Below are 16,991 nucleotides of genomic sequence, written 5' to 3'. Positions count from 1 at the left end.
CTCACTCCGCCGCGGTTTGCGGGGCCAGCCACAGCGCCAGCCACTCGAACAGTTGATCGACCACCACCGCCAGCAGCGCCACCAGCAGCGCGCCCTGGATCACGTAGGCGGTATTGAAGCCGCTGAGCCCGACGATGATCGGTAGCCCCAGCGTCTTGGCGCCCACGGTGGAGGCAATGGCCGCGGTGCCGATATTGATCACCACCGAGGTGCGGATGCCGGCCAGGATGACCGGTGCGGCCAACGGCAGCTCTACCTGGCGCAGAATCTGCGCCGGCGTCATGCCCATGCCCAGTGCCACTTCGCGCAGGTGGGCGGGGATGGCGTCCAGTCCGCTGAGCGTGCCGTGTGCCACCGGCAGCAGGCCGTACAGCACCAGCGCGATCAGTGCCGGCCATTCGCCAAAGCCGATCAGCGGCGCCGCCACCGCCAGCACGGCCACCGGTGGCAGCGACTGGCTGATGGCGATGACGGTCTCGAACAGCGGCCGCAGCTCGCGCCAGGCGGTGCGCGACACCAGCAGCCCGGCGCCGGCGCCCAGCAGCACGGCAATGCCGCTGGAGGCCAGCACGATGCCCAGGTGCGCCAGCACCAGGGTGAGGAAGTCTTCCTGCAGGTACAGCGGGCGATCCAGCTCGGGAAACAGCCAGGCAAACAGCGGCGCGGCGTGCGGCAACAGCAGCAGGGCGGCCAGCTGCAGGCCGCCGGCCAGCAACAGGGCGCGGCGGGCGAGCAGCGCGCGTAGCAAGAGGCGCATCATGATGCCCGCCCGCCCAGCAAGTCGCAGAACAGCAGGGCGCCGGCATGCTGACCCTGTTCGTTGACCACCGGCAGGCGGTCCACCTGGCGGCTGACGAATTGCGACAAGGCCTCGCGCAGGGTGCAGTCGCTGCGGATCGGCTCACCGTCGGCGCGGGCGGTGGCTTGCACCCGGCTGGCAACGGTGGTCAGCCCCAGCAGGCGCACGCCGGCATCGCTCTGGCCGACAAAATCGCGCACAAAATCATTGGCCGGCTGCAGCAGGAAGCTTTCCGGCTTGCCCTGCTGCACGATGCGGCCCTTGTCCATCAGCACGATGTGCTGCCCCAGCTGCAATGCTTCGTCGATGTCGTGGGTCACCAGCACGATGGTCTTGCCGGACAGTTTCTGGATGCGCGCCAGTTCTTGCTGCAGGCTGCCGCGGGTGACCGGGTCCAGCGCGCCGAACGGTTCGTCCATCAGCAGCACTTCCGGGTCGGCGGCCAGCGCCCGCGCCACGCCTACCCGCTGTTGCTGTCCGCCGGACAGCTGGTGCGGGTAGCGCTGGCGAAAGGTTTCCGCCGGCAGGTGCAGCAGTTCCAGCAGCTCGGTAACGCGCTCGCGGATGCGTGCCGCCGGCCACTTGAGCAGCGCCGGCACCGCAGCGATGTTCTGCTCCACCGTCCAGTGCGGGAACAGGCCGACCGACTGGATGGCATAGCCGATGTGGCGGCGCAGCACTTCCGGGCTCTGCTGGCGGATGTCTGCGCCGGCCAGGCGGATGCTGCCGCTGTCCGGCTCGATCAGGCGGTTGATCATTTTCAGAGTGGTGGATTTGCCGGAGCCGGAGGTGCCGATGAGCACGGTCAGCTCGCCGGTGGCGATCTGCAGCGTCAGCCCGTCCACCGCGTTGCTGTGCTGGAAACGTTTGCTGACGTTAGAAATCTCGATCATGGTTTTTCCTGTCTAGCCAGGCGATGGCCAGTTTGAAAGCGGCATCCATGGCGATGGCCAGTGCCACTACCGGCAGTACGCCCAGCAGCACCTGGTCCAGTGCGCTGCCGGACAGGCCCTGGAACATGATGGCGCCAAAGCCGCCGGCGCCGATCAGCGCGGCGACCACGGCCAACCCGACTGCCTGCACCGCGGTAATGCGTACGCCGCCGATGAACACTGGTAGCGCCAGCGGCAGCTCCACGCGCAGGAAGATCTGCCAGCCGGTCATGCCGATGCCGCGGGCGGCGTCGCGCACCTCGGCGGGTACCTGCTGCAACCCGGCATAGGTGCCGCGCGCCAGTGGCAGCAGTGAGTACAGGGTGAGGGCCACCACCGCGGGTAGCATGCCGACGCCGGCGATGCCGCTGCCCGGCAGCTGTTTGCCCAGCCATGCCAGCGGCCCGATCAACAGGCCGAACAGAGCGATGGAGGGGATGGTCTGCACGATATTGAGCGCGGGAAACACCCAGTCGCGCAGGCGGGCCAGCCGAAAGGCGAGCAGCCCGAGCGCGGAGCCAAGCAGCAGCGCTGGCAGCAGCGACAGCAGCACCAGCTGCACATGCTGCTGCAGCGCGCTGTCGAAACTGTCGCGAAAGTTGTCGTACTCCCGCAGCAGCGACAATTGATCCAGCTGGCCGCTGGCCAGCAACCAGCCGGCGGGTAGCAGCGCCGCCAGTGTCAGCGCGGCCCGGTACGGGGGTGGCAGTGCAAGGCGACGGCAGCTTTCCATGTAACACAGCAGGCTGCCCAGCAGCAGCAGCCAGAAGCCGCCGCCAAAGGAGATGCGTGCCAGCGACTCGATATCGCCGTCCAGCAGCCATGCGCTGCTGCCGGCCAGCCACGGCAAGGCATTGCCGAGCAGGGCGGCGGCCAACAGCCGCAGCCACAGCCAGCGGCGGCTGCCTGGCAGCCAGGGCGAGGCTAGCAGTAGCCCGAGCGGTGCGAGCAGCAGCCATGCCAGCTGGCCAGGCAGCGCGGTCAGCACAATGCCGTGCCCGGTAAGCAGACGGTTGGCCGCATGGGTGAGAAACGGCAGCGTGCAGCCGCCTGCCAGCAGCAGCGCCAGCAGCAGCCAGGCCCGGTCCGGCCTGGCCAGGTGGCGGTTGCGTGCCGGGCTTGCGCTCACTTGATGAAGCCCTTGCTCTTCAGATAGCCGGCGGCCACCTTGCGGGCATCCTTGCCTTCGATGGCAATGCTGGCATTGAGCTGCTGCAGGGTGGCGCTACTCAGCGAGCGGAACACCGGGGCGAGCAACTGGGCGATGCGCGGCTGCTTGGCGAGGGCATCGGCACGGATGATGGGTGCCGGCGCGTAGATCGGCTGCACGCCTTTCACATCGTCCAGGGTTACCAATCCCAGTGCCGCCACTGGGCCATCGGTGCCATAGGCCATGGCGGCATTCACGCCGGAAGTCTGCTCGGCGGCGGTCTTGATGGTGACGGCGGTGTCACCGCCGGCCAGGGTCAGCAGCTGATCCTGCTTGAGCTTGAAGCCGTAGGCGCTCTGGAACGCCGGCAGTGCATCCGGGCGTTCGATGAACTCGGCCGAAGCCGCCAGCTTGAAGTTGCCGCCACTGCTGATATAGCGGCCAAGGTCGCTCAGCGTTTTCAGCTTGTTGGCGTTGGCCACGTCCTTGCGGATGGCGATCGCCCAGGTGTTGTTGGCAGGGGATGGTGTCAGCCAGGTCAGCTGGTTTTTTTTCTGGTCCAGCTTTTTCACCAGCTGGTAGCCGGCGTCGGCATTTTTCCAAGCCGGGTTCTTTTCATCGGCAAAGAAGAAGGCGCCGTTGCCGGTGTATTCCGGGTAGATGTCGATCTCGCCGGCGGTGATGGCGCCGCGCACTACCTTGGTGTTGCCCAGCGATACCTTGTTGGTGGTCTTGATGCCGTTGGCTTCCAGCACCTGCACGATGATGTTGCCCAGAAGAGCGCCTTCGGTGTCGATTTTCGAGCCAACGCGGATGGTGTCCGCGGCAAAGGCGGTGGCGCCATGTCCCAAGCTCAGCAGGGTGAGTAGCGACAGTGACAGCAGGCTGCGTTTGTTCATGGTGTGTCCTCGGGTTGGAAATGGGCTAGTTCAGGCAAAGGGATGGAATTCGCTGATCACTGGCTGGCGTCTATGCCTCCAGAGCAGGGCCAGGTAGCCGGTTTCGTGAAATCCGGCGCACTGCTGCAGATAGTGTTCGCGTCGGGCCAGAAACAGGCGACGCAGGTGGTACCAGGCAACGCCCGGATGCTGGTGGTGAACCAAGTGGTAGTTTAGGTTCAGGAATAACAGGCGCCAAGGTAACGCGGCTTCGTTGATGACGGAGCGGGCGGCAGGTGCTGCCTGCGCACGGTGTTCGTAGAACGAGCGCACCATGGCCAGCGACAGCGCCGGATAGGCCACGCCCAGCAGGTAATGAAAGGGGTGGATGCCGGCCAGCCACAGGCCGTACAGCAGGGCGGCCAGCAACAGCGCGTGGCTGCCCCACACCAGTGCGCTGCGTGCGTCGCGCTGGCGCCAGGCAGCGGCCACGGTGGCGAGCCAGCCCAGAGCCGGGCCGAGCAGCAGGCGCCCCGGGGCGGTATTGCGCCAGCGTACGACGGCGCACCAGCTGGTCGCACTGCTGCCGCGGCGCAGGTAATAGCTTTCCGGATCGCTGTCCGGCAGGGTCAGACTGTCGTCGTGGTGATGCGCCAGATGGGTGTCGCGATACACCGGGTACGGGTACCACACCGCCAGCGGCGCGGTGCCGAACAGAGCATTCAGCCACTGGCGACCCGTTGGGTGGCCGTGAATCAACTCGTGCTGCAGCGACATGTACCAGCAAGTGAACAGTGCCAACAGTGGTGTCCCCAGCAGCGGGCCGATGCTGGACCAGGCCAGTACGCTGCCGCCCCAGCCGCCGTAGATGATGGCGATGAGCAGCCAGGTCTGCCATTCAAAGTGCGCGGCCGGGAGGTTGGCATCGTCTGGCGCGTACTTGGCCGGAGTAGGGCAGGTTGGCCGCAAGAAGTGCTGCTGGGTGCTGTACATGAAGCCCTCACAGAGACGAGTAAGTAAGGGTGCCACTATAAACAGCCGCCTTTTTGAAACTAAACACGAAAAAACGACAAGCAAATTACGTTGGCAATGCAAAGCTCAGCAACAAATGGCAGATGCGACTTTGGATGCTGTGGCCGTGGCATGGTTATGGGCGATGGTTTGGCGGGTGTCACCTGGCGGTGGTGGCCGGGAGGGCCTGGTGCGGCCGTGCTGTCGGCGTGTGGCAGGGCGCTGTGTTGCCGGGGGTGCCGGGGTGCGGCCCATCAGGAATGGTGAAATAAATTATGTAATACGTAATAAATTGCATTGCCACTAACTGGTACAATGCGGCCAACAGGAGGATTTATGGATATTTATGCGCGCATCCGTCAGGTGGCATTTGAGTTGGTGGCCGAAGGGGTGTGGCCGACCGTGGTCGAGGTGCGGGCACGGCTGGGCACCGGCTCCAACACCACCATCAACAACACGCTGAAACAGTGGCGACAGGAGTTCCTGGCGCGCATGGCCAGCAATGTGCGACGCCCGGACTGGCCGGCGGGTCTTGCCGAAGCGGTGGACCAACTGTGGCAGCGCGCCTGCGACCAGGCCGAAGGGCATCTGGAGGCGCTGCGCGAAGAGGCCCGGGCCGAGGTGGCGCGGCTGGTGGCCGAGCTGGCCGAGCAGCATCGCCAGCTGGATGCGCGCGATGCACAGTTGGCCGCATTGACGCAGCAACACGAGGCGCTGCAACAGCAGCACCAGCAGTTGCAGCAGCAACAGGCGGAAGATGCTCGCCGCCGCGTGGTGCTGGAGGAAAGCCTGGCCGGGCTGAACGCCTCACTGGATGAGGCGCGCAACCAGCTGGTGGCGGTGCAAAAAGATGCGGATGCGCGGGTGGCGGCATTGGAGCAGCGCCACGATGAGCGGCTGCAGCAGGCGGCACGGGAGGGAGAGCGGCGCGAAACGCTGGCCTACGAGCGCTTCGAGGGCATGCGGGTGCGGCTGTACCAGCAGGTGGAAGAGGTGCGCGCCGCTATGAAGCAGCAGTCTGCACAACTGCAGGCGCAGTTGCAGCAGCAGGCGCAAGCACTGGAATCGGCACGGCAAGCACAGCGCCAGCAATTGGCGGACGCCGCGCGCGAACAGGGACGGCTGCAGGCGCAATGCGAGGCGGCGCAGCAGCGCTCGCTTGCACTGGAGGGAGAGGTGGTTGCCAGCCGCCAGGCCGAGGCGCAGCAACAGCAGCAATTGCTGCAGCTGAGCGCTGAGCTTGGTGCACTGGGGGTGCATCGGCAAGCGCTGTTACGGCAACTGCCGGAATTGCTGCAGTGGCTGCAGCAGGAGCGGGAGGCGCTGCAAACGTTGGCCGCAGCGGACTATGCCACGACCTTGCAGCAGCGCTTTGCCGGCTTACTGGAACAGGCGACCTAGCCGGGCACAGATCTGTTCCAGGTAGTGGCGGTCGGTATCGTCGAAGCTGGAGAGTTCGATCGAATCCACATCCAGCACCGCGCGCACCGCGCCGTACTGGTCAAATACCGGCACCACGATTTCCGAGCGCGACAGCGACGAGCAGGCGATATGGCCGGGGAAGGCATCCACGTCCGGCACCACCAGGGTCTGCGCCTGTGCCCAGGCGCTGCCGCACACGCCCTTGCCCTTGCGGATGCGGGTGCAGGCGATCGGCCCCTGGAACGGCCCCAGTACCAGCTCCTCGTTTTTCACCAGGTAAAAGCCGGTCCACAACCAGTTGAAGGTGTGCTGGATGGCGGCGCAGGTATTGGCCAGGGCGGCGATCAGGTCGTCTTCGCTGTCGATCAGTGCCTGGGCCTGCGGCAGCAGGGTCTGGTAGCGTTCCAGCTTGCCGTCGCCGGCAATGATCAGGTTCTCGGCCACGCGAAATCCTTTGCAGATGGAGTGGATGGGGCGAGAGCATAACAAAAAAGCCGGCGCGGTTGCGTCGGCTTTTTTGTGCTTGTCGACAAAGGCCGTCCGCGTCGCGGAAGGGCTTTGTACTGCCGACGGGAGGGAGGCCGATGCAAGGGCTGACAGGAGCGGCCCGGCCGTGCCGGGTCCGGCGAGGCGTGAGCAAGGGGGCTGCTTGCCACCGAAAAAAGCCGACGCGGTTGCGTCGGCTTTTTGCTGGCAGCGGGCTGCGCTTACATCATGTGCTGGCCGCCGTTGATGGCGAAGTCGGCACCGGTAATGAAGCCGGCAATGTCGGACGACAGGTAGCTGACCAGGCCGGCGATTTCTTCCGGCTTGCCCAGGCGACCTACCGGGATGTTGGCGATGATCTTGTTGCGCACATCTTCCGGTACTGCCATCACCATGTCGGTGCCGATATAGCCCGGGCTGATGGTGTTGACGGTTACGCCCTTGCGCGCCACTTCCTGTGCCAGCGCCATGGTGAAGCCGTGCATGCCGGCCTTGGCGGCTGAATAGTTGGTCTGGCCGAACTGGCCTTTCTGGCCGTTGATCGACGAGATGTTGATCACGCGGCCAAAGCCACGCTCGGTCATGCCATCCACCACCGGTTTGCACAGGTTGAACAGCGAATCCAGGTTGGTGCTGATTACCGCATCCCAGTCGGTTTTGTTCAATTTGCGGAAGGTGGCGTCGCGGGTGATGCCGGCGTTGTTGACCAGCACATCCACCGGGCCGATCTCGGCCTGGATTTTGGCGACGGCGGCCTGGCAGGCGTCAAAGTCGGTAACGTCGCACTGTACCGCGTGCACGTCATAGCCCAGGCCTTTCATGTCGGACACCCAGGCGCCTTCCTTGCCAGGGCGGCTATAGGTGGTGACCACGGTATGCCCTGCCTCGGCCAGTGCCTTGCAGATGGCGGTGCCGATGCCCCCCATGCCCCCTGATACCAATGCGATACGTTTGCTCATAGTGCTGGCTCCTTGTCTGTTTGTAGTCTGCGCTGCGCAGACTACGGCTCACATATTTTGTTTTGATGACAGATTAAGAGCGTGACCAACAAATGTAAATCGCTTGTAACGGTAAATTTTTACTTACTTGGCATTGATGGCCTGCGTCACCAGTTTTTGCAGCAATTCCAGGCGCAGCGGGCGGATGCGGCCTTCCTGGCCGGCCTGCTTGATCGCGCAGTCAGGCTCCTGGCGGTGGGTGCAGTTGTGGAAGCGGCAGTGGCCAAGGTAGTCGCGCATTTCTGGGAACAGTCCGGCCAGCTCGGTTGCACCAATATGGGACAGGCCGAATTCCTGCAGGCCGGGCGAGTCGATCAGGTGGCTGTCGGCGTTCAGGTGGTACAGCGCGGCGTGGGTGGTGGTGTGACGGCCGGCATCCAGCGCTTCGGAAATTTCCCCCACCCGCGCGGCCGCTTCCGGCAGTAGTGCGTTGGTGATGGTGGACTTGCCCATGCCGGATTGTCCGACAAGAACACTGGTGTGGCCCTGCAGCAGCGGACGCAGCGCTTCGGCACCCTGTTTGGCGCTGATGGTCACCAGCTGGTAGCCCAGTTGCTGGTAGGGCTGCAGCTTGTCCAGCCAGCCGGCGGTTTCCGGCAGGTCGCTCTTGTTCACCACGATCACCGGCTCGATGTCGGCGGCCTCGGCGGCCAGCAGGCAGCGGTTGAGCAGCTCCTCGCTGGGGCTGGGCACCGTGGCGGTGACGAAGAAGATGCGGCTGACGTTGGCCGCAATCAGCTTGGTGCGCCAATCGTCCTGGCGATAGAGCAGGCTGTGGCGGTCATGGCTGCCCTCGATCACCGCCTGCTCATCGTTGAGCACGGTGATGTCGACATGGTCGCCGCAGACGTAGTCCACGCGCTTGCCGCGGCTGGTGCAGTCGTAGGTGCGCTCGCCGCTTTCCACAATGAAGCGGCGACCGTAGGAGCGGATGATCTGGCCGGTCTGCTTCATGCGCGGCCAACCAGTGCTTCGGTCTTGGCGGCGCAGATGAAGTCGTTGAGGGTGATGCCGCCGGCGTCGTGGGTGGAGAAACGCACCACGGCACGATTGTAGTGCACCGACATGTCCGGGTGGTGATCCTCGGCGTGGGCGATCCAGGCCAGTGCGTTCACGAAGGCCATGGTCTTGTAGTAGTCGGCGAAGCGGTAGGTTTTCACCAGTTCGATGCCTTCCAGCTGCCAGCCCGGCAGGTGGGCCAGCAGTTCGTTGACGGTGTCCGCGCTCAGCGAATGTTTGCCGTGTTGCGGCTCGCAGTGCATGTCGAGCAGGTTCATGGTGTGCTTCCTTGCAGGTGGGCGATGCGCAGGCTCGCCGGGGGGTGTGAGTCGTAGAAGGTGGAATGCAGCGGGTCCGGGGTCAGGGTGCTGGCATTGTCACGATAGAGCTTGGTCAGCGCACTCACCAGTGCGGCGGCGTTGCTGTGGCTGGCGGCAAAATCGTCGGCCTGGTACTCGTGGCGGCGCGACAGCATGCTGGACAACGGATGCAGAATGAAGGTGAACACTGGCATGCTCAGCATGAACAGCAGCAGGCCGGTGGCCGGGGTCATCTCGGCACTGCCCAGACCCAGGTAGAACGCCGGCTGATGCAGGCATTGCGCAAACAGCCACAGCAGCAGCAGCGAGCTGGCGAAGGTGAGTAGGATGCGGCTGCGGATGTGGCCGTGGTGGAAGTGGCCAAGTTCATGCGCCAATACTGCCTCGATTTCCTCCGGGCTCAGCTGCTCCAGCAGGGTGTCGAAGAACACGATGCGCTTGGATTTGCCGAGGCCGGTGAAGTAGGCGTTGCCGTGGCTGGAGCGGCGCGAGCCGTCCATCACGAACACGCCGTTGCTGGCAAAGCCGCAGCGTGCCAGCAGCTGGTTGATGCGTTGCAGCAGCTCGCTGTCGGCCAGCGGGCTGAAGCGGTTGAAGCGCGGTGCGATCAGAGTGGGGTAGGCCCACACCATCAGCAGGCTGAAGCTGCACCAGGCCAGCCAGGTCCACAGCCAGAAATACTCGCCACCGTTCCCGATCAGCCACAGCACCGCGGCCAGTATCGGCGTGCCGATCAGCAGCGACAGCACCGCGCCCTTGGCCAGATCGCTGAGAAACAGCCGCGCGTCCATCTTGCTGAAACCAAAGCGGCGCTCCACCACGAAGGTGCTATACAGCGACAAGGGCAGGCTGATGATGCCCATGGTCAATGTGCACAGGCCGACGGTGGCCAGCTGCGCCAGCATGCCGGCGCCCAGCAGGTTGCCGGCGAGCCGGCTGGCGAACTCGATGCCGCCGCCCAGGGTGAACGCCAGCAGCAGTACGGCATCCAGCAGGCTGCCCACCATTCCCAGTCGCACGCGGGCGCAGGTGTAGTCAGCGGCTTTCTGGTGCTGCTCCAGCGTGATGCCGGCGGCGAAGGCGGCAGGAACGGCGCCGCGATGGCGGCGGATATGGCTGATGTGGCGTGCGGCCAACCACCAGCGCAGCCAGCTGCTCAGCAGGAGTGCCAGCAACAGGCTCCAGGTAAATGCATTCATCAAGTCGTTTGCCCTGTGGCGGTCAAATCGCGGAAAATGGGCGCATTTTGAAAGACACCGACTTATGCCGCAAGATCAAAACAACCTCATCTGGCTCGATATGGAAATGACGGGCCTGAATCCGGACAGCGATCGCATCATCGAAATCGCCATTATTGTCACCGACTCCCAGCTCAATACCGTGGCCGAATCGCCGGTCATCGCCGTGCATCAGCCGGATGCGGTGCTGGATGCCATGGACGACTGGAACAAGAACACCCACGGCAAATCCGGCCTCATCGACCGCGTCAAGGCGTCCAGCGTGGACGAGGCCAAGGCGACCGAACTGCTGCTGGCCTTCCTGCAGGAGCATGTGCCCAGCGGCAAGTCGCCGATGTGCGGCAACTCCATCTGCCAGGACCGCCGTTTCATGGCGCGCTGGATGCCGCAGCTGGAAAGCTACTTCCATTATCGCAACCTGGATGTGTCCACGCTGAAGGAACTGTGCCGCCGCTGGAAGCCGGAAATCGCCAAGGGCGTGGTGAAGAAGGGCAAGCACGAAGCGCTGGCCGATATCCAGGAATCCATCGACGAGCTGCGCTACTACCGCGAGCACTTTCTGAAGGTATAAGTGCCGCGAATGATCACCGAACGTCTCCATCCCATCAACGAATCGCCGGTGTGGGCGCGGCTGCACCAGCACCAGCGCGCCACCCGCCACGTGCACATGCGCGAGCTGTTCGCGCAGGACCCGCAGCGCTTCGACCGCTACTCGCTGCAGCTGGATGGCCTGCTGCTGGACTACTCCAAGAACCGCCTCACCGACCGCACGCTGGAGTTACTGCTGGAGCTGGCCGATGCGGCCAACCTTGGGCAGTGGCTGCAATGGATGCGCCGCGGCGAACGTATCAATATCAGCGAAGGTCGCGCCGTGCTGCACACCGCGCTGCGCCTGCCGGCTGATGCCTCGTTATCGCTGGACGGGCAGGACGTGGTGCCGCAGGTGCATGCCGAGCTGCAGCGGGTGTGCGAGTTTGCCGAGCGGGTGCGCAGCGGCGCCTGGCTGGGGCATGACGGTCAGCGCATCCGCCGGGTGGTGAACATCGGCATCGGCGGTTCCGACCTGGGGCCGCTGATGGTGGCCGAGGCGCTGAAGCCCTACGCCATGCCGGGGCTGGCGGTGGATTTCGTCTCCAACGTCGACGGTCAGCATCTGGCGCAGGTGCTGGCGCAGTGCGACCCGACCAGTACGCTGTTTATCGTCGCCTCCAAGTCGTTCACCACGCCGGAAACCCTGCTCAACGCGCAGGCGGCGCGGCGCTGGCTGGTGGCGGCGGCCGGCGAGGCGGCGGTGGCGCGGCATTTTGTCGCTGTATCCACCAATGCCGAGGCGGTGCGCGCCTTCGGTATCAATACCGAACACATGTTCGGCTTTTGGGACTGGGTGGGTGGCCGCTATTCGGTGTGGTCCTCTATCGGCCTGGCGGTGGTGCTGGCCATCGGCGCCGAGCAGTTCCGGCAGTTTCTGGCCGGCGGCGCGCGCATGGACCGCCACTTCTTCGAGACCCCGTTCGAGCGCAATATGCCGGTGCTGCTGGGGCTGATCGGCATCTGGTACAACACCTTCTACGGTGCGCACACCCACGCCATCATGCCGTACGACCACGGCTTGCGCCGGCTGCCGGCGCACATCCAGCAACTGGACATGGAGTCCAACGGCAAGCGGGTGGGGCGCTGCGGCGAGCGGCTGGATTTCGATACCGGGCCGGTGATCTGGGGCGAGGAGGGGGCCAACAGCCAGCATGCCTTCTTCCAGCTGCTGCACCAGGGTACGCGCTTGGTGCCGTGCGATTTCATCGTGCCGATGAACAGCCACTACCCGCTGGAGGGACAGCATCAGGTGCTGGTGGCCAACTGCTTCGCCCAGAGCGAGGCGCTGATGCGCGGCAAGACCGAGGCCGAGGTGCTGCAGGAGCTGGCCGGCGTCAGCGGCGACGAGCTGGACATGCTGCTGCCGCAGAAACTGTTCCCCGGCAACCAGCCGTCCAACACCATCGCGCTGGACCAGGTGACGCCGTACAGCCTGGGCATGCTGCTGGCGCTGTACGAACACAAGGTGTTTGTGCAGGGCGCTATCTGGGGGGTGAATTCCTTCGACCAGTGGGGTGTGGAATACGGTAAGCAGCTGGCCAAGCGCCTGCAGGCGGAAATGGCGGCCGGTGGCGGCGGGTCGCACGATGCCTCCACCGCCGGCCTGCTGCGGCACTACCTCGAGCGCAAGCATGGATAAAGGGCGCGCAAGCATGGATGAACGCTACACAGGCATGGACAAATGGCAACTGGCGGCGGAGCTGGGGGCAAGGTTGGCCGCATGCGGCCAACGTGTCACCACTGCCGAATCCTGCACCGGCGGCGGGGTGGCGGCGGCGATCACCGAGATCGCCGGCAGCTCCGCCTGGTTCGACATGGCGGTGGTCAGCTACAGCAACGATATCAAGCAGCGCGTGCTGGGGGTGCCGGAGTCGCTGTTGCACCAGCATGGTGCCGTCAGCGAGCCGGTGGCGGCAGCGATGGCGGTGGGCGCGCAGCAACTGGCGGGGGCCGACTGGGCGCTGGCGGTGTCCGGGGTGGCCGGCCCCGGCGGTGGCACCGCCGCCAAGCCGGTGGGCATGGTGTGTTTTGCCATTGCCGGCACTGTTCTTGCTACGCCGCTGACATGGACGCAACACTTTGCCGGCGACCGCCACGCGGTGCGCGAGCAGTCCATCTGTGCGCTGCTGTCGGCACTGTTGCAACAGTTGGCCGCACACTGATGCGGCGTGGCGCGGGCTGTACGGGCCTGTTCCATCGGCCGGTTTGGCAACCGTAAAAATCCACTGATAACTTTTGGTGCTATGCGTATAATCACGCCCCTGCCTGAAAGGCGAGCAGTGCTTTTTGCGCCGCACGGCCCGCGCTGCTACCGATTCAAAGCGCTTCAAGACATGCGACTGGGCCGCTTAGCCGTTACCATGCTTGAGCCGATTCAAAACGATACGCACATTGGGAGAAACATCTCATGCTGAATGCCAAAAAACGGGGTTTCGCCATTGCCGCTGCTGCCATGATGGCCGCGGCCTCCTCCAGCTTCGCCTTCACCCCGGCCGTGGTCTACGACCAGGCCGGCAAGTTTGACAAGAGCTTCAACGAGGCCGCCTACACCGGTGCCGAACGCTTCAAGAAGAGCACCGGCGTGGCTTACCGCGAAGCCCAGATTGCCAACGAGGCACAAAAAGAGCAGGTGCTGCGCAACCTGGCGCGCAAGAACATCGACCTGATCGTTGCCGTGGGCTTCTCCTTTACCCAGGCAGTGCAGACCGTGGCCGCCGAGTTCCCGAAAGTGAAATTCGCCATCGTTGACGACGTGGCCAAGGGCGCCAACGTGCAGTCGGTGCTGTTCAAGGAACAGGAAGGCTCCTACCTGGTGGGCATGGCTGCCGCCATGGCTTCCAAGTCCGGCAAGGTGGGTTTTGTCGGTGGCATGGACGTGCCGCTGATCCGCGCCTTCGGCTGCGGCTACACCCAAGGCGCCAAGGCTGCCAACGGCAAGGTGGAAGTGGTTTCCAACATGACCGGCACCACCCCGCAGGCATTCAATGACCCGGCACGTGGTGGCGAGCTGGCACGCAGCCAGTTCGACCGTGGCGTTGACGTGGTATTCCACGCTGCCGGCGGTACCGGCATGGGCGTGCTGCAGGCGGCCAAGGACAAGAGCAAGCTGGGTATCGGCGTGGATTCCAACCAGAACCACCTGTTCCCGGGCTTCGTGCTGACTTCCATGCTCAAGCGCGTGGATAACGCCGTATATGACCTGTTCATGGCCGGCAAGAACGGCAGCTGGAAGCCGGGCATTGTCACCATGGGCCTGAAGGAAGGCGGCGTGGACTGGGCACTGGATGCCAACAACCGCAAGCTGATCAGCAAGGACATGGAAAGCAAGATCAACCAGGCCAAGAAAGACATCATTTCCGGCAAGGTGAAGGTTGTTGACTACCGTGCGGCCAACAGCTGCCCGGTGAAGTAAGCCAAAAACGTCTGATTTCCAGATAGTCTGCGCGGCAAGCAGGTTTCGGCCTGCTTGCCGCGCTTTCATGTGCCGCCATTGTGGCGGGCCTTATATCTGGACTGCATTTTGACCGAAAGCACACATATATGGCCGAACTAGCCATCGAACTCATTGGCGTGAACAAGCACTTCGGTGAAGTGCACGCCAACAAGAACATCAGCTTCGGAATCCGCAAAGGCTCCATTCACGGCATCATCGGTGAAAACGGGGCCGGCAAATCCACCCTGATGAGTATCCTCTACGGCTACTATCAGGCGGATTCCGGCGCGATCAAAATCAACGGTAGCGAGCAGCGCATCCGTTCCAGCCAGGACGCGATCACCAAGGGCATCGGCATGGTGCATCAGCACTTCATGCTGGTCGACCCGTTTACCGTGCTGGAAAACATCGTGCTGGGCGCGGAAGAAGGCCTCGGTCTGGACAGCAGCCTGGCCGCCGCACGCCGCCATCTGGCCGAACTGAACCGCGACTACGGTCTGCAGGTGGACCCGGACGCCATCGTCGGCGAGCTGGGCGTGGGCAGCCAGCAGCGGGTGGAAATCCTCAAGGCGTTGTACCGTGGCGCCGACGTGCTGATCTTGGACGAGCCGACCGCGGTGCTGACCCCGCAGGAGGCCGACGACCTGTTCCGCATCCTGCGACTGCTAAAGCAGCAGGGCAAAACCGTGATCCTGATCACCCACAAGCTGCGCGAAGTGCTGGACATCACCGACGCGGTGACCGTGATGCGCGCCGGCGAGGTGGTGGGGCAGGTGGTGACCGCCGAGGTGGGCAAGGAAGACCTGGCTGACCTGATGGTTGGCCGCAAGGTGAACCTGCAACTGGACAAGGCGCCGGCCAAACCGGGCAAAGTGGTGCTGGCGGTCAGCGGGCTGAACTTGACCGACGGGCGCGGCGTGGCCTTGCTGAAAGACATCAATTTCGAGCTGCGCGCCGGCGAGATCGTCGGCATTGCCGGCGTGTCCGGCAACGGCCAATCCGAGCTGCTGGAAGTATTGTCCGGCATGCGCGAGGCGACTGCCGGCTCGGTGCGCTTCAACGGTACCGAGCTTGCCACGCTGAAAACGCGCGAGCCGAAGGCCGCCGCCTACCGCAAGCTGGGCATCGCCCACGTACCGGAAGACCGCTCGCGCGAAGGGCTGGTGAAGGATTTCTCCACTTTCGAGAACGCCATTCTCGGCCATCACAACGATGCGGCCATTCGCCGTGGCGGGCTGTTCAACCGCCAGGCCATCGTCGAGCGCTGCCGCCGTTTCATCACCGAGTTTGATGTGCGCCCGGCGCTGACGCACCGCCGCATCGGCCTGTTTTCCGGCGGCAACCAGCAGAAGGTGATCCTGGCGCGCGAGATCCATGCCAATCCCGAGCTGATGCTGATCGGCCAGCCCACGCGCGGCGTGGATATCGGCGCCATCGAGTTCATTCACAAGCGCCTGCTGCAGCTGCGCGATGAGGGCAAGGCCCTGTTGCTGGTATCGGTGGAGCTGGATGAAATCCTGGCCTTGAGCGACCGCATCATCGTGATGAATGCCGGCGCAATTTCCGGCGAGCTGCCGGCGGCAGAAGCCACCGCTACCTCGCTGGGTTTGTTGATGGGGGGGCATAAATGAGCCAGCCTGCCAATCTGCCGCGTTGGGCGGCACTGTGGCTGATGCCGGTTTTGAACCTGTTCGCGGCGCTCTTGGTGTCCGGACTGGTGATCGCACTGATCGGCGAAGACCCGATCGAGTGTCTGAAACTGATGATCAACGGTGCTTTTGGTTACCCGGAAGGCATCGGCTACACCCTGTTCTACACCACCAGCTTCATCTTTACCGGCCTGGCGGTGGCGGCGGCGTTCCACGCCGGCCTGTTCAATATCGGCGGTGAAGGCCAGATGTATCTGGCCGGCCTGGGGGTGACGCTGGTCTGCTTGCAGTTCGGCGGTCTGCCCGGCTGGCTGCTGATTCCGCTGGCGATGTTGGCCGCCATGGTGTTCGGCGCCGGCTGGGCGTTCGTGCCGGCCTATCTGCAGGCCAAGCGCGGTAGCCACATCGTGGTGACCACCATCATGTTCAACTTCATCGCCAGCTCGCTGATGACCTGGCTGCTGGTGGACAAGCTGCGCATGCCGGGCTCGCAGACGCCGGCCACGGTGGAGTTCGCCAAGTCGGCGTGGGTGCCGATGCTGCACGAGTTGCTGGCGCCGCTGGGGTTTGCGCTGCCGAACACGCCGCTGAACGCCACTTTCTTCCTGGCGCTGCTGGCGCTGGTGCTGTTCTACCTGGCGGTGTGGCATAGCCCGCAGGGCTTCGTTACCCGCACCGTCGGCCTCAACGAGAAGGCGGCACGCTATGCCGGCATCCCGGTGGATAAGGTCATCATCGCGGTGATGTGTGTGTCCGGCGCGCTGGCCGGCCTGGCCGCCATCAACGAGCTGCTGGGTTCCACCCACCGCATGAACATGGGCTTTACCAACGGCATCGGCTTCGTCGGCATCGCCGTGGCGCTGATGGGGCGCAACCACCCGGTGGGCATCCTGCTGTCGGCGCTGCTGTTCGGTGCGCTGACCCAGGGCGGCTTGGATCTGTCGTTCGAGAAGCCGGCCATCACCCGCGAGATGATCATCTTCACCCAGGGCCTGATCATCCTGTTCTGCGGCGCGCTGGAAAACCTGTTCCAGACACCGCTGTCGTTTGCGTTCAAGCGCATGCTGAAAAAGTAAGGGGACACG

The 16,991-nt window shown here is 64.2% G+C and carries 17 protein-coding genes; 7 read left to right on the top strand and 10 right to left on the bottom strand.

Annotated features, from left to right (window positions below; all coding sequences use genetic code 11):
• Position 1: 1 nt before the first annotated feature.
• The 5 genes from ACFOLG_RS08540 to ACFOLG_RS08520 are packed head-to-tail and all read right to left on the bottom strand — an operon-like array spanning position 2 to position 4,752.
• Positions 2–760: an ABC transporter permease gene (locus ACFOLG_RS08540; RefSeq protein WP_386090749.1), complete on the bottom strand. Its 759-nt coding sequence runs from the start codon at positions 758–760 to the stop codon at positions 2–4.
• On the bottom strand, positions 757–1,692 hold the full coding sequence (locus tag ACFOLG_RS08535) for an ABC transporter ATP-binding protein (RefSeq protein ID WP_386090747.1): 936 nt from the start codon (positions 1,690–1,692) through the stop codon (positions 757–759). Before ACFOLG_RS08535 ends, ACFOLG_RS08540 begins: the two co-directional genes overlap by 4 nt.
• Positions 1,676–2,860 (bottom strand): ABC transporter permease, encoded by a 1,185-nt coding sequence (locus ACFOLG_RS08530; RefSeq protein ID WP_386090745.1) that lies wholly within the window; start codon positions 2,858–2,860, stop codon positions 1,676–1,678. The genes ACFOLG_RS08535 and ACFOLG_RS08530 overlap by 17 nt, the downstream gene beginning before the upstream one ends.
• Positions 2,857–3,780, bottom strand: a complete 924-nt coding sequence (gene osmF, locus ACFOLG_RS08525) for a glycine betaine ABC transporter substrate-binding protein OsmF (protein ID WP_386090742.1) — start codon at positions 3,778–3,780, stop codon at positions 2,857–2,859. The genes ACFOLG_RS08530 and osmF overlap by 4 nt, the downstream gene beginning before the upstream one ends.
• Positions 3,781–3,810: 30 nt before the next feature.
• Entirely contained in the window at positions 3,811–4,752 is a 942-nt protein-coding gene (locus tag ACFOLG_RS08520) for a fatty acid desaturase (protein ID WP_386090740.1), read from the bottom strand.
• A gap of 354 nt (positions 4,753–5,106) precedes the next feature.
• Here ACFOLG_RS08520 and ACFOLG_RS08515 point away from each other — a divergent pair, with 354 nt between their 5' ends.
• Positions 5,107–6,171 carry a DNA-binding protein gene (locus ACFOLG_RS08515; protein ID WP_386090738.1) on the top strand — a complete coding sequence of 355 codons (1,065 nt, stop codon included), beginning with the start codon at positions 5,107–5,109 and terminating at the stop codon, positions 6,169–6,171.
• Here ACFOLG_RS08515 and ACFOLG_RS08510 read toward each other — a convergent pair.
• The 5 genes from ACFOLG_RS08510 to ACFOLG_RS08490 form a co-directional block, all read right to left on the bottom strand.
• Complete coding sequence (locus ACFOLG_RS08510) at positions 6,151–6,636, bottom strand: GAF domain-containing protein (RefSeq protein WP_386090735.1); 486 nt, start codon at positions 6,634–6,636, stop codon at positions 6,151–6,153. The two genes, ACFOLG_RS08515 and ACFOLG_RS08510, sit on opposite strands and share 21 nt — an antisense overlap.
• Positions 6,637–6,899: 263 nt before the next feature.
• On the bottom strand, positions 6,900–7,637 hold the full coding sequence (phbB, locus tag ACFOLG_RS08505; RefSeq protein ID WP_386090732.1) for a beta-ketoacyl-ACP reductase: 738 nt from the start codon (positions 7,635–7,637) through the stop codon (positions 6,900–6,902).
• Between the two features lie 123 nt (positions 7,638–7,760).
• A complete protein-coding gene (gene rsgA / locus ACFOLG_RS08500; protein WP_386090730.1) occupies positions 7,761–8,630 on the bottom strand; it encodes a ribosome small subunit-dependent GTPase A in 870 nt (289 codons plus the stop codon).
• Positions 8,627–8,953, bottom strand: a complete 327-nt coding sequence (locus ACFOLG_RS08495; protein ID WP_386090728.1) for a 4a-hydroxytetrahydrobiopterin dehydratase — start codon at positions 8,951–8,953, stop codon at positions 8,627–8,629. Before ACFOLG_RS08495 ends, rsgA begins: the two co-directional genes overlap by 4 nt.
• Complete coding sequence (locus ACFOLG_RS08490; protein WP_386090726.1) at positions 8,950–10,194, bottom strand: M48 family metallopeptidase; 1,245 nt, start codon at positions 10,192–10,194, stop codon at positions 8,950–8,952. The genes ACFOLG_RS08495 and ACFOLG_RS08490 overlap by 4 nt, the downstream gene beginning before the upstream one ends.
• Before the next feature lie 64 nt (positions 10,195–10,258).
• Here ACFOLG_RS08490 and orn point away from each other — a divergent pair, with 64 nt between their 5' ends.
• The 6 genes from orn (at position 10,259) to ACFOLG_RS08460 (ending at position 16,982) form a co-directional block, all read left to right on the top strand.
• Entirely contained in the window at positions 10,259–10,804 is a 546-nt protein-coding gene (gene orn / locus ACFOLG_RS08485) for an oligoribonuclease (RefSeq protein ID WP_386090724.1), read from the top strand.
• Between the two features lie 9 nt (positions 10,805–10,813).
• Positions 10,814–12,463, top strand: a complete 1,650-nt coding sequence (pgi, locus tag ACFOLG_RS08480) for a glucose-6-phosphate isomerase (protein WP_386090721.1) — start codon at positions 10,814–10,816, stop codon at positions 12,461–12,463.
• Between the two features lie 13 nt (positions 12,464–12,476).
• Positions 12,477–12,986 carry a CinA family protein gene (locus ACFOLG_RS08475; protein ID WP_386090719.1) on the top strand — a complete coding sequence of 170 codons (510 nt, stop codon included), beginning with the start codon at positions 12,477–12,479 and terminating at the stop codon, positions 12,984–12,986.
• Between the two features lie 245 nt (positions 12,987–13,231).
• Positions 13,232–14,236 (top strand): BMP family lipoprotein, encoded by a 1,005-nt coding sequence (locus tag ACFOLG_RS08470; protein WP_386090717.1) that lies wholly within the window; start codon positions 13,232–13,234, stop codon positions 14,234–14,236.
• A gap of 128 nt (positions 14,237–14,364) precedes the next feature.
• A complete protein-coding gene (locus ACFOLG_RS08465; RefSeq protein WP_386090715.1) occupies positions 14,365–15,888 on the top strand; it encodes an ABC transporter ATP-binding protein in 1,524 nt (507 codons plus the stop codon).
• Positions 15,885–16,982 carry an ABC transporter permease gene (locus ACFOLG_RS08460; RefSeq protein ID WP_386090713.1) on the top strand — a complete coding sequence of 366 codons (1,098 nt, stop codon included), beginning with the start codon at positions 15,885–15,887 and terminating at the stop codon, positions 16,980–16,982. The genes ACFOLG_RS08465 and ACFOLG_RS08460 overlap by 4 nt, the downstream gene beginning before the upstream one ends.
• The last annotated feature ends 9 nt before the right edge of the window (positions 16,983–16,991 follow it).

The organism is Vogesella facilis (assembly GCF_042648525.1).
Lineage (GTDB): Bacteria > Pseudomonadota > Gammaproteobacteria > Burkholderiales > Chromobacteriaceae > Vogesella > Vogesella facilis.
Note: the sequence above shows the minus strand (reverse complement) of the source record. Positions and strands in the feature narration are given on the sequence as shown.

What these genes read in the sequence shown, in the direction of transcription:
- ACFOLG_RS08540 (WP_386090749.1), bottom strand. Translation starts at nt 760, where the DNA reads ATGATGCGCCTCTTGCTACGCGCGCTGCTCGCCCGCCGCGCCCTGTTG.
- ACFOLG_RS08535 (WP_386090747.1), bottom strand. Translation starts at nt 1,692, where the DNA reads ATGATCGAGATTTCTAACGTCAGCAAACGTTTCCAGCACAGCAACGCG.
- osmF (WP_386090742.1), bottom strand. Translation starts at nt 3,780, where the DNA reads ATGAACAAACGCAGCCTGCTGTCACTGTCGCTACTCACCCTGCTGAGC.
- ACFOLG_RS08520 (WP_386090740.1), bottom strand. Translation starts at nt 4,752, where the DNA reads ATGTACAGCACCCAGCAGCACTTCTTGCGGCCAACCTGCCCTACTCCG.
- ACFOLG_RS08515 (WP_386090738.1), top strand. Translation starts at nt 5,107, where the DNA reads ATGGATATTTATGCGCGCATCCGTCAGGTGGCATTTGAGTTGGTGGCC.
- phbB (WP_386090732.1), bottom strand. Translation starts at nt 7,637, where the DNA reads ATGAGCAAACGTATCGCATTGGTATCAGGGGGCATGGGGGGCATCGGC.
- rsgA (WP_386090730.1), bottom strand. Translation starts at nt 8,630, where the DNA reads ATGAAGCAGACCGGCCAGATCATCCGCTCCTACGGTCGCCGCTTCATT.
- ACFOLG_RS08495 (WP_386090728.1), bottom strand. Translation starts at nt 8,953, where the DNA reads ATGAACCTGCTCGACATGCACTGCGAGCCGCAACACGGCAAACATTCG.
- ACFOLG_RS08490 (WP_386090726.1), bottom strand. Translation starts at nt 10,194, where the DNA reads ATGAATGCATTTACCTGGAGCCTGTTGCTGGCACTCCTGCTGAGCAGC.
- orn (WP_386090724.1), top strand. Translation starts at nt 10,259, where the DNA reads ATGCCGCAAGATCAAAACAACCTCATCTGGCTCGATATGGAAATGACG.
- pgi (WP_386090721.1), top strand. Translation starts at nt 10,814, where the DNA reads ATGATCACCGAACGTCTCCATCCCATCAACGAATCGCCGGTGTGGGCG.
- ACFOLG_RS08475 (WP_386090719.1), top strand. Translation starts at nt 12,477, where the DNA reads ATGGATGAACGCTACACAGGCATGGACAAATGGCAACTGGCGGCGGAG.
- ACFOLG_RS08470 (WP_386090717.1), top strand. Translation starts at nt 13,232, where the DNA reads ATGCTGAATGCCAAAAAACGGGGTTTCGCCATTGCCGCTGCTGCCATG.
- ACFOLG_RS08465 (WP_386090715.1), top strand. Translation starts at nt 14,365, where the DNA reads ATGGCCGAACTAGCCATCGAACTCATTGGCGTGAACAAGCACTTCGGT.
- ACFOLG_RS08460 (WP_386090713.1), top strand. Translation starts at nt 15,885, where the DNA reads ATGAGCCAGCCTGCCAATCTGCCGCGTTGGGCGGCACTGTGGCTGATG.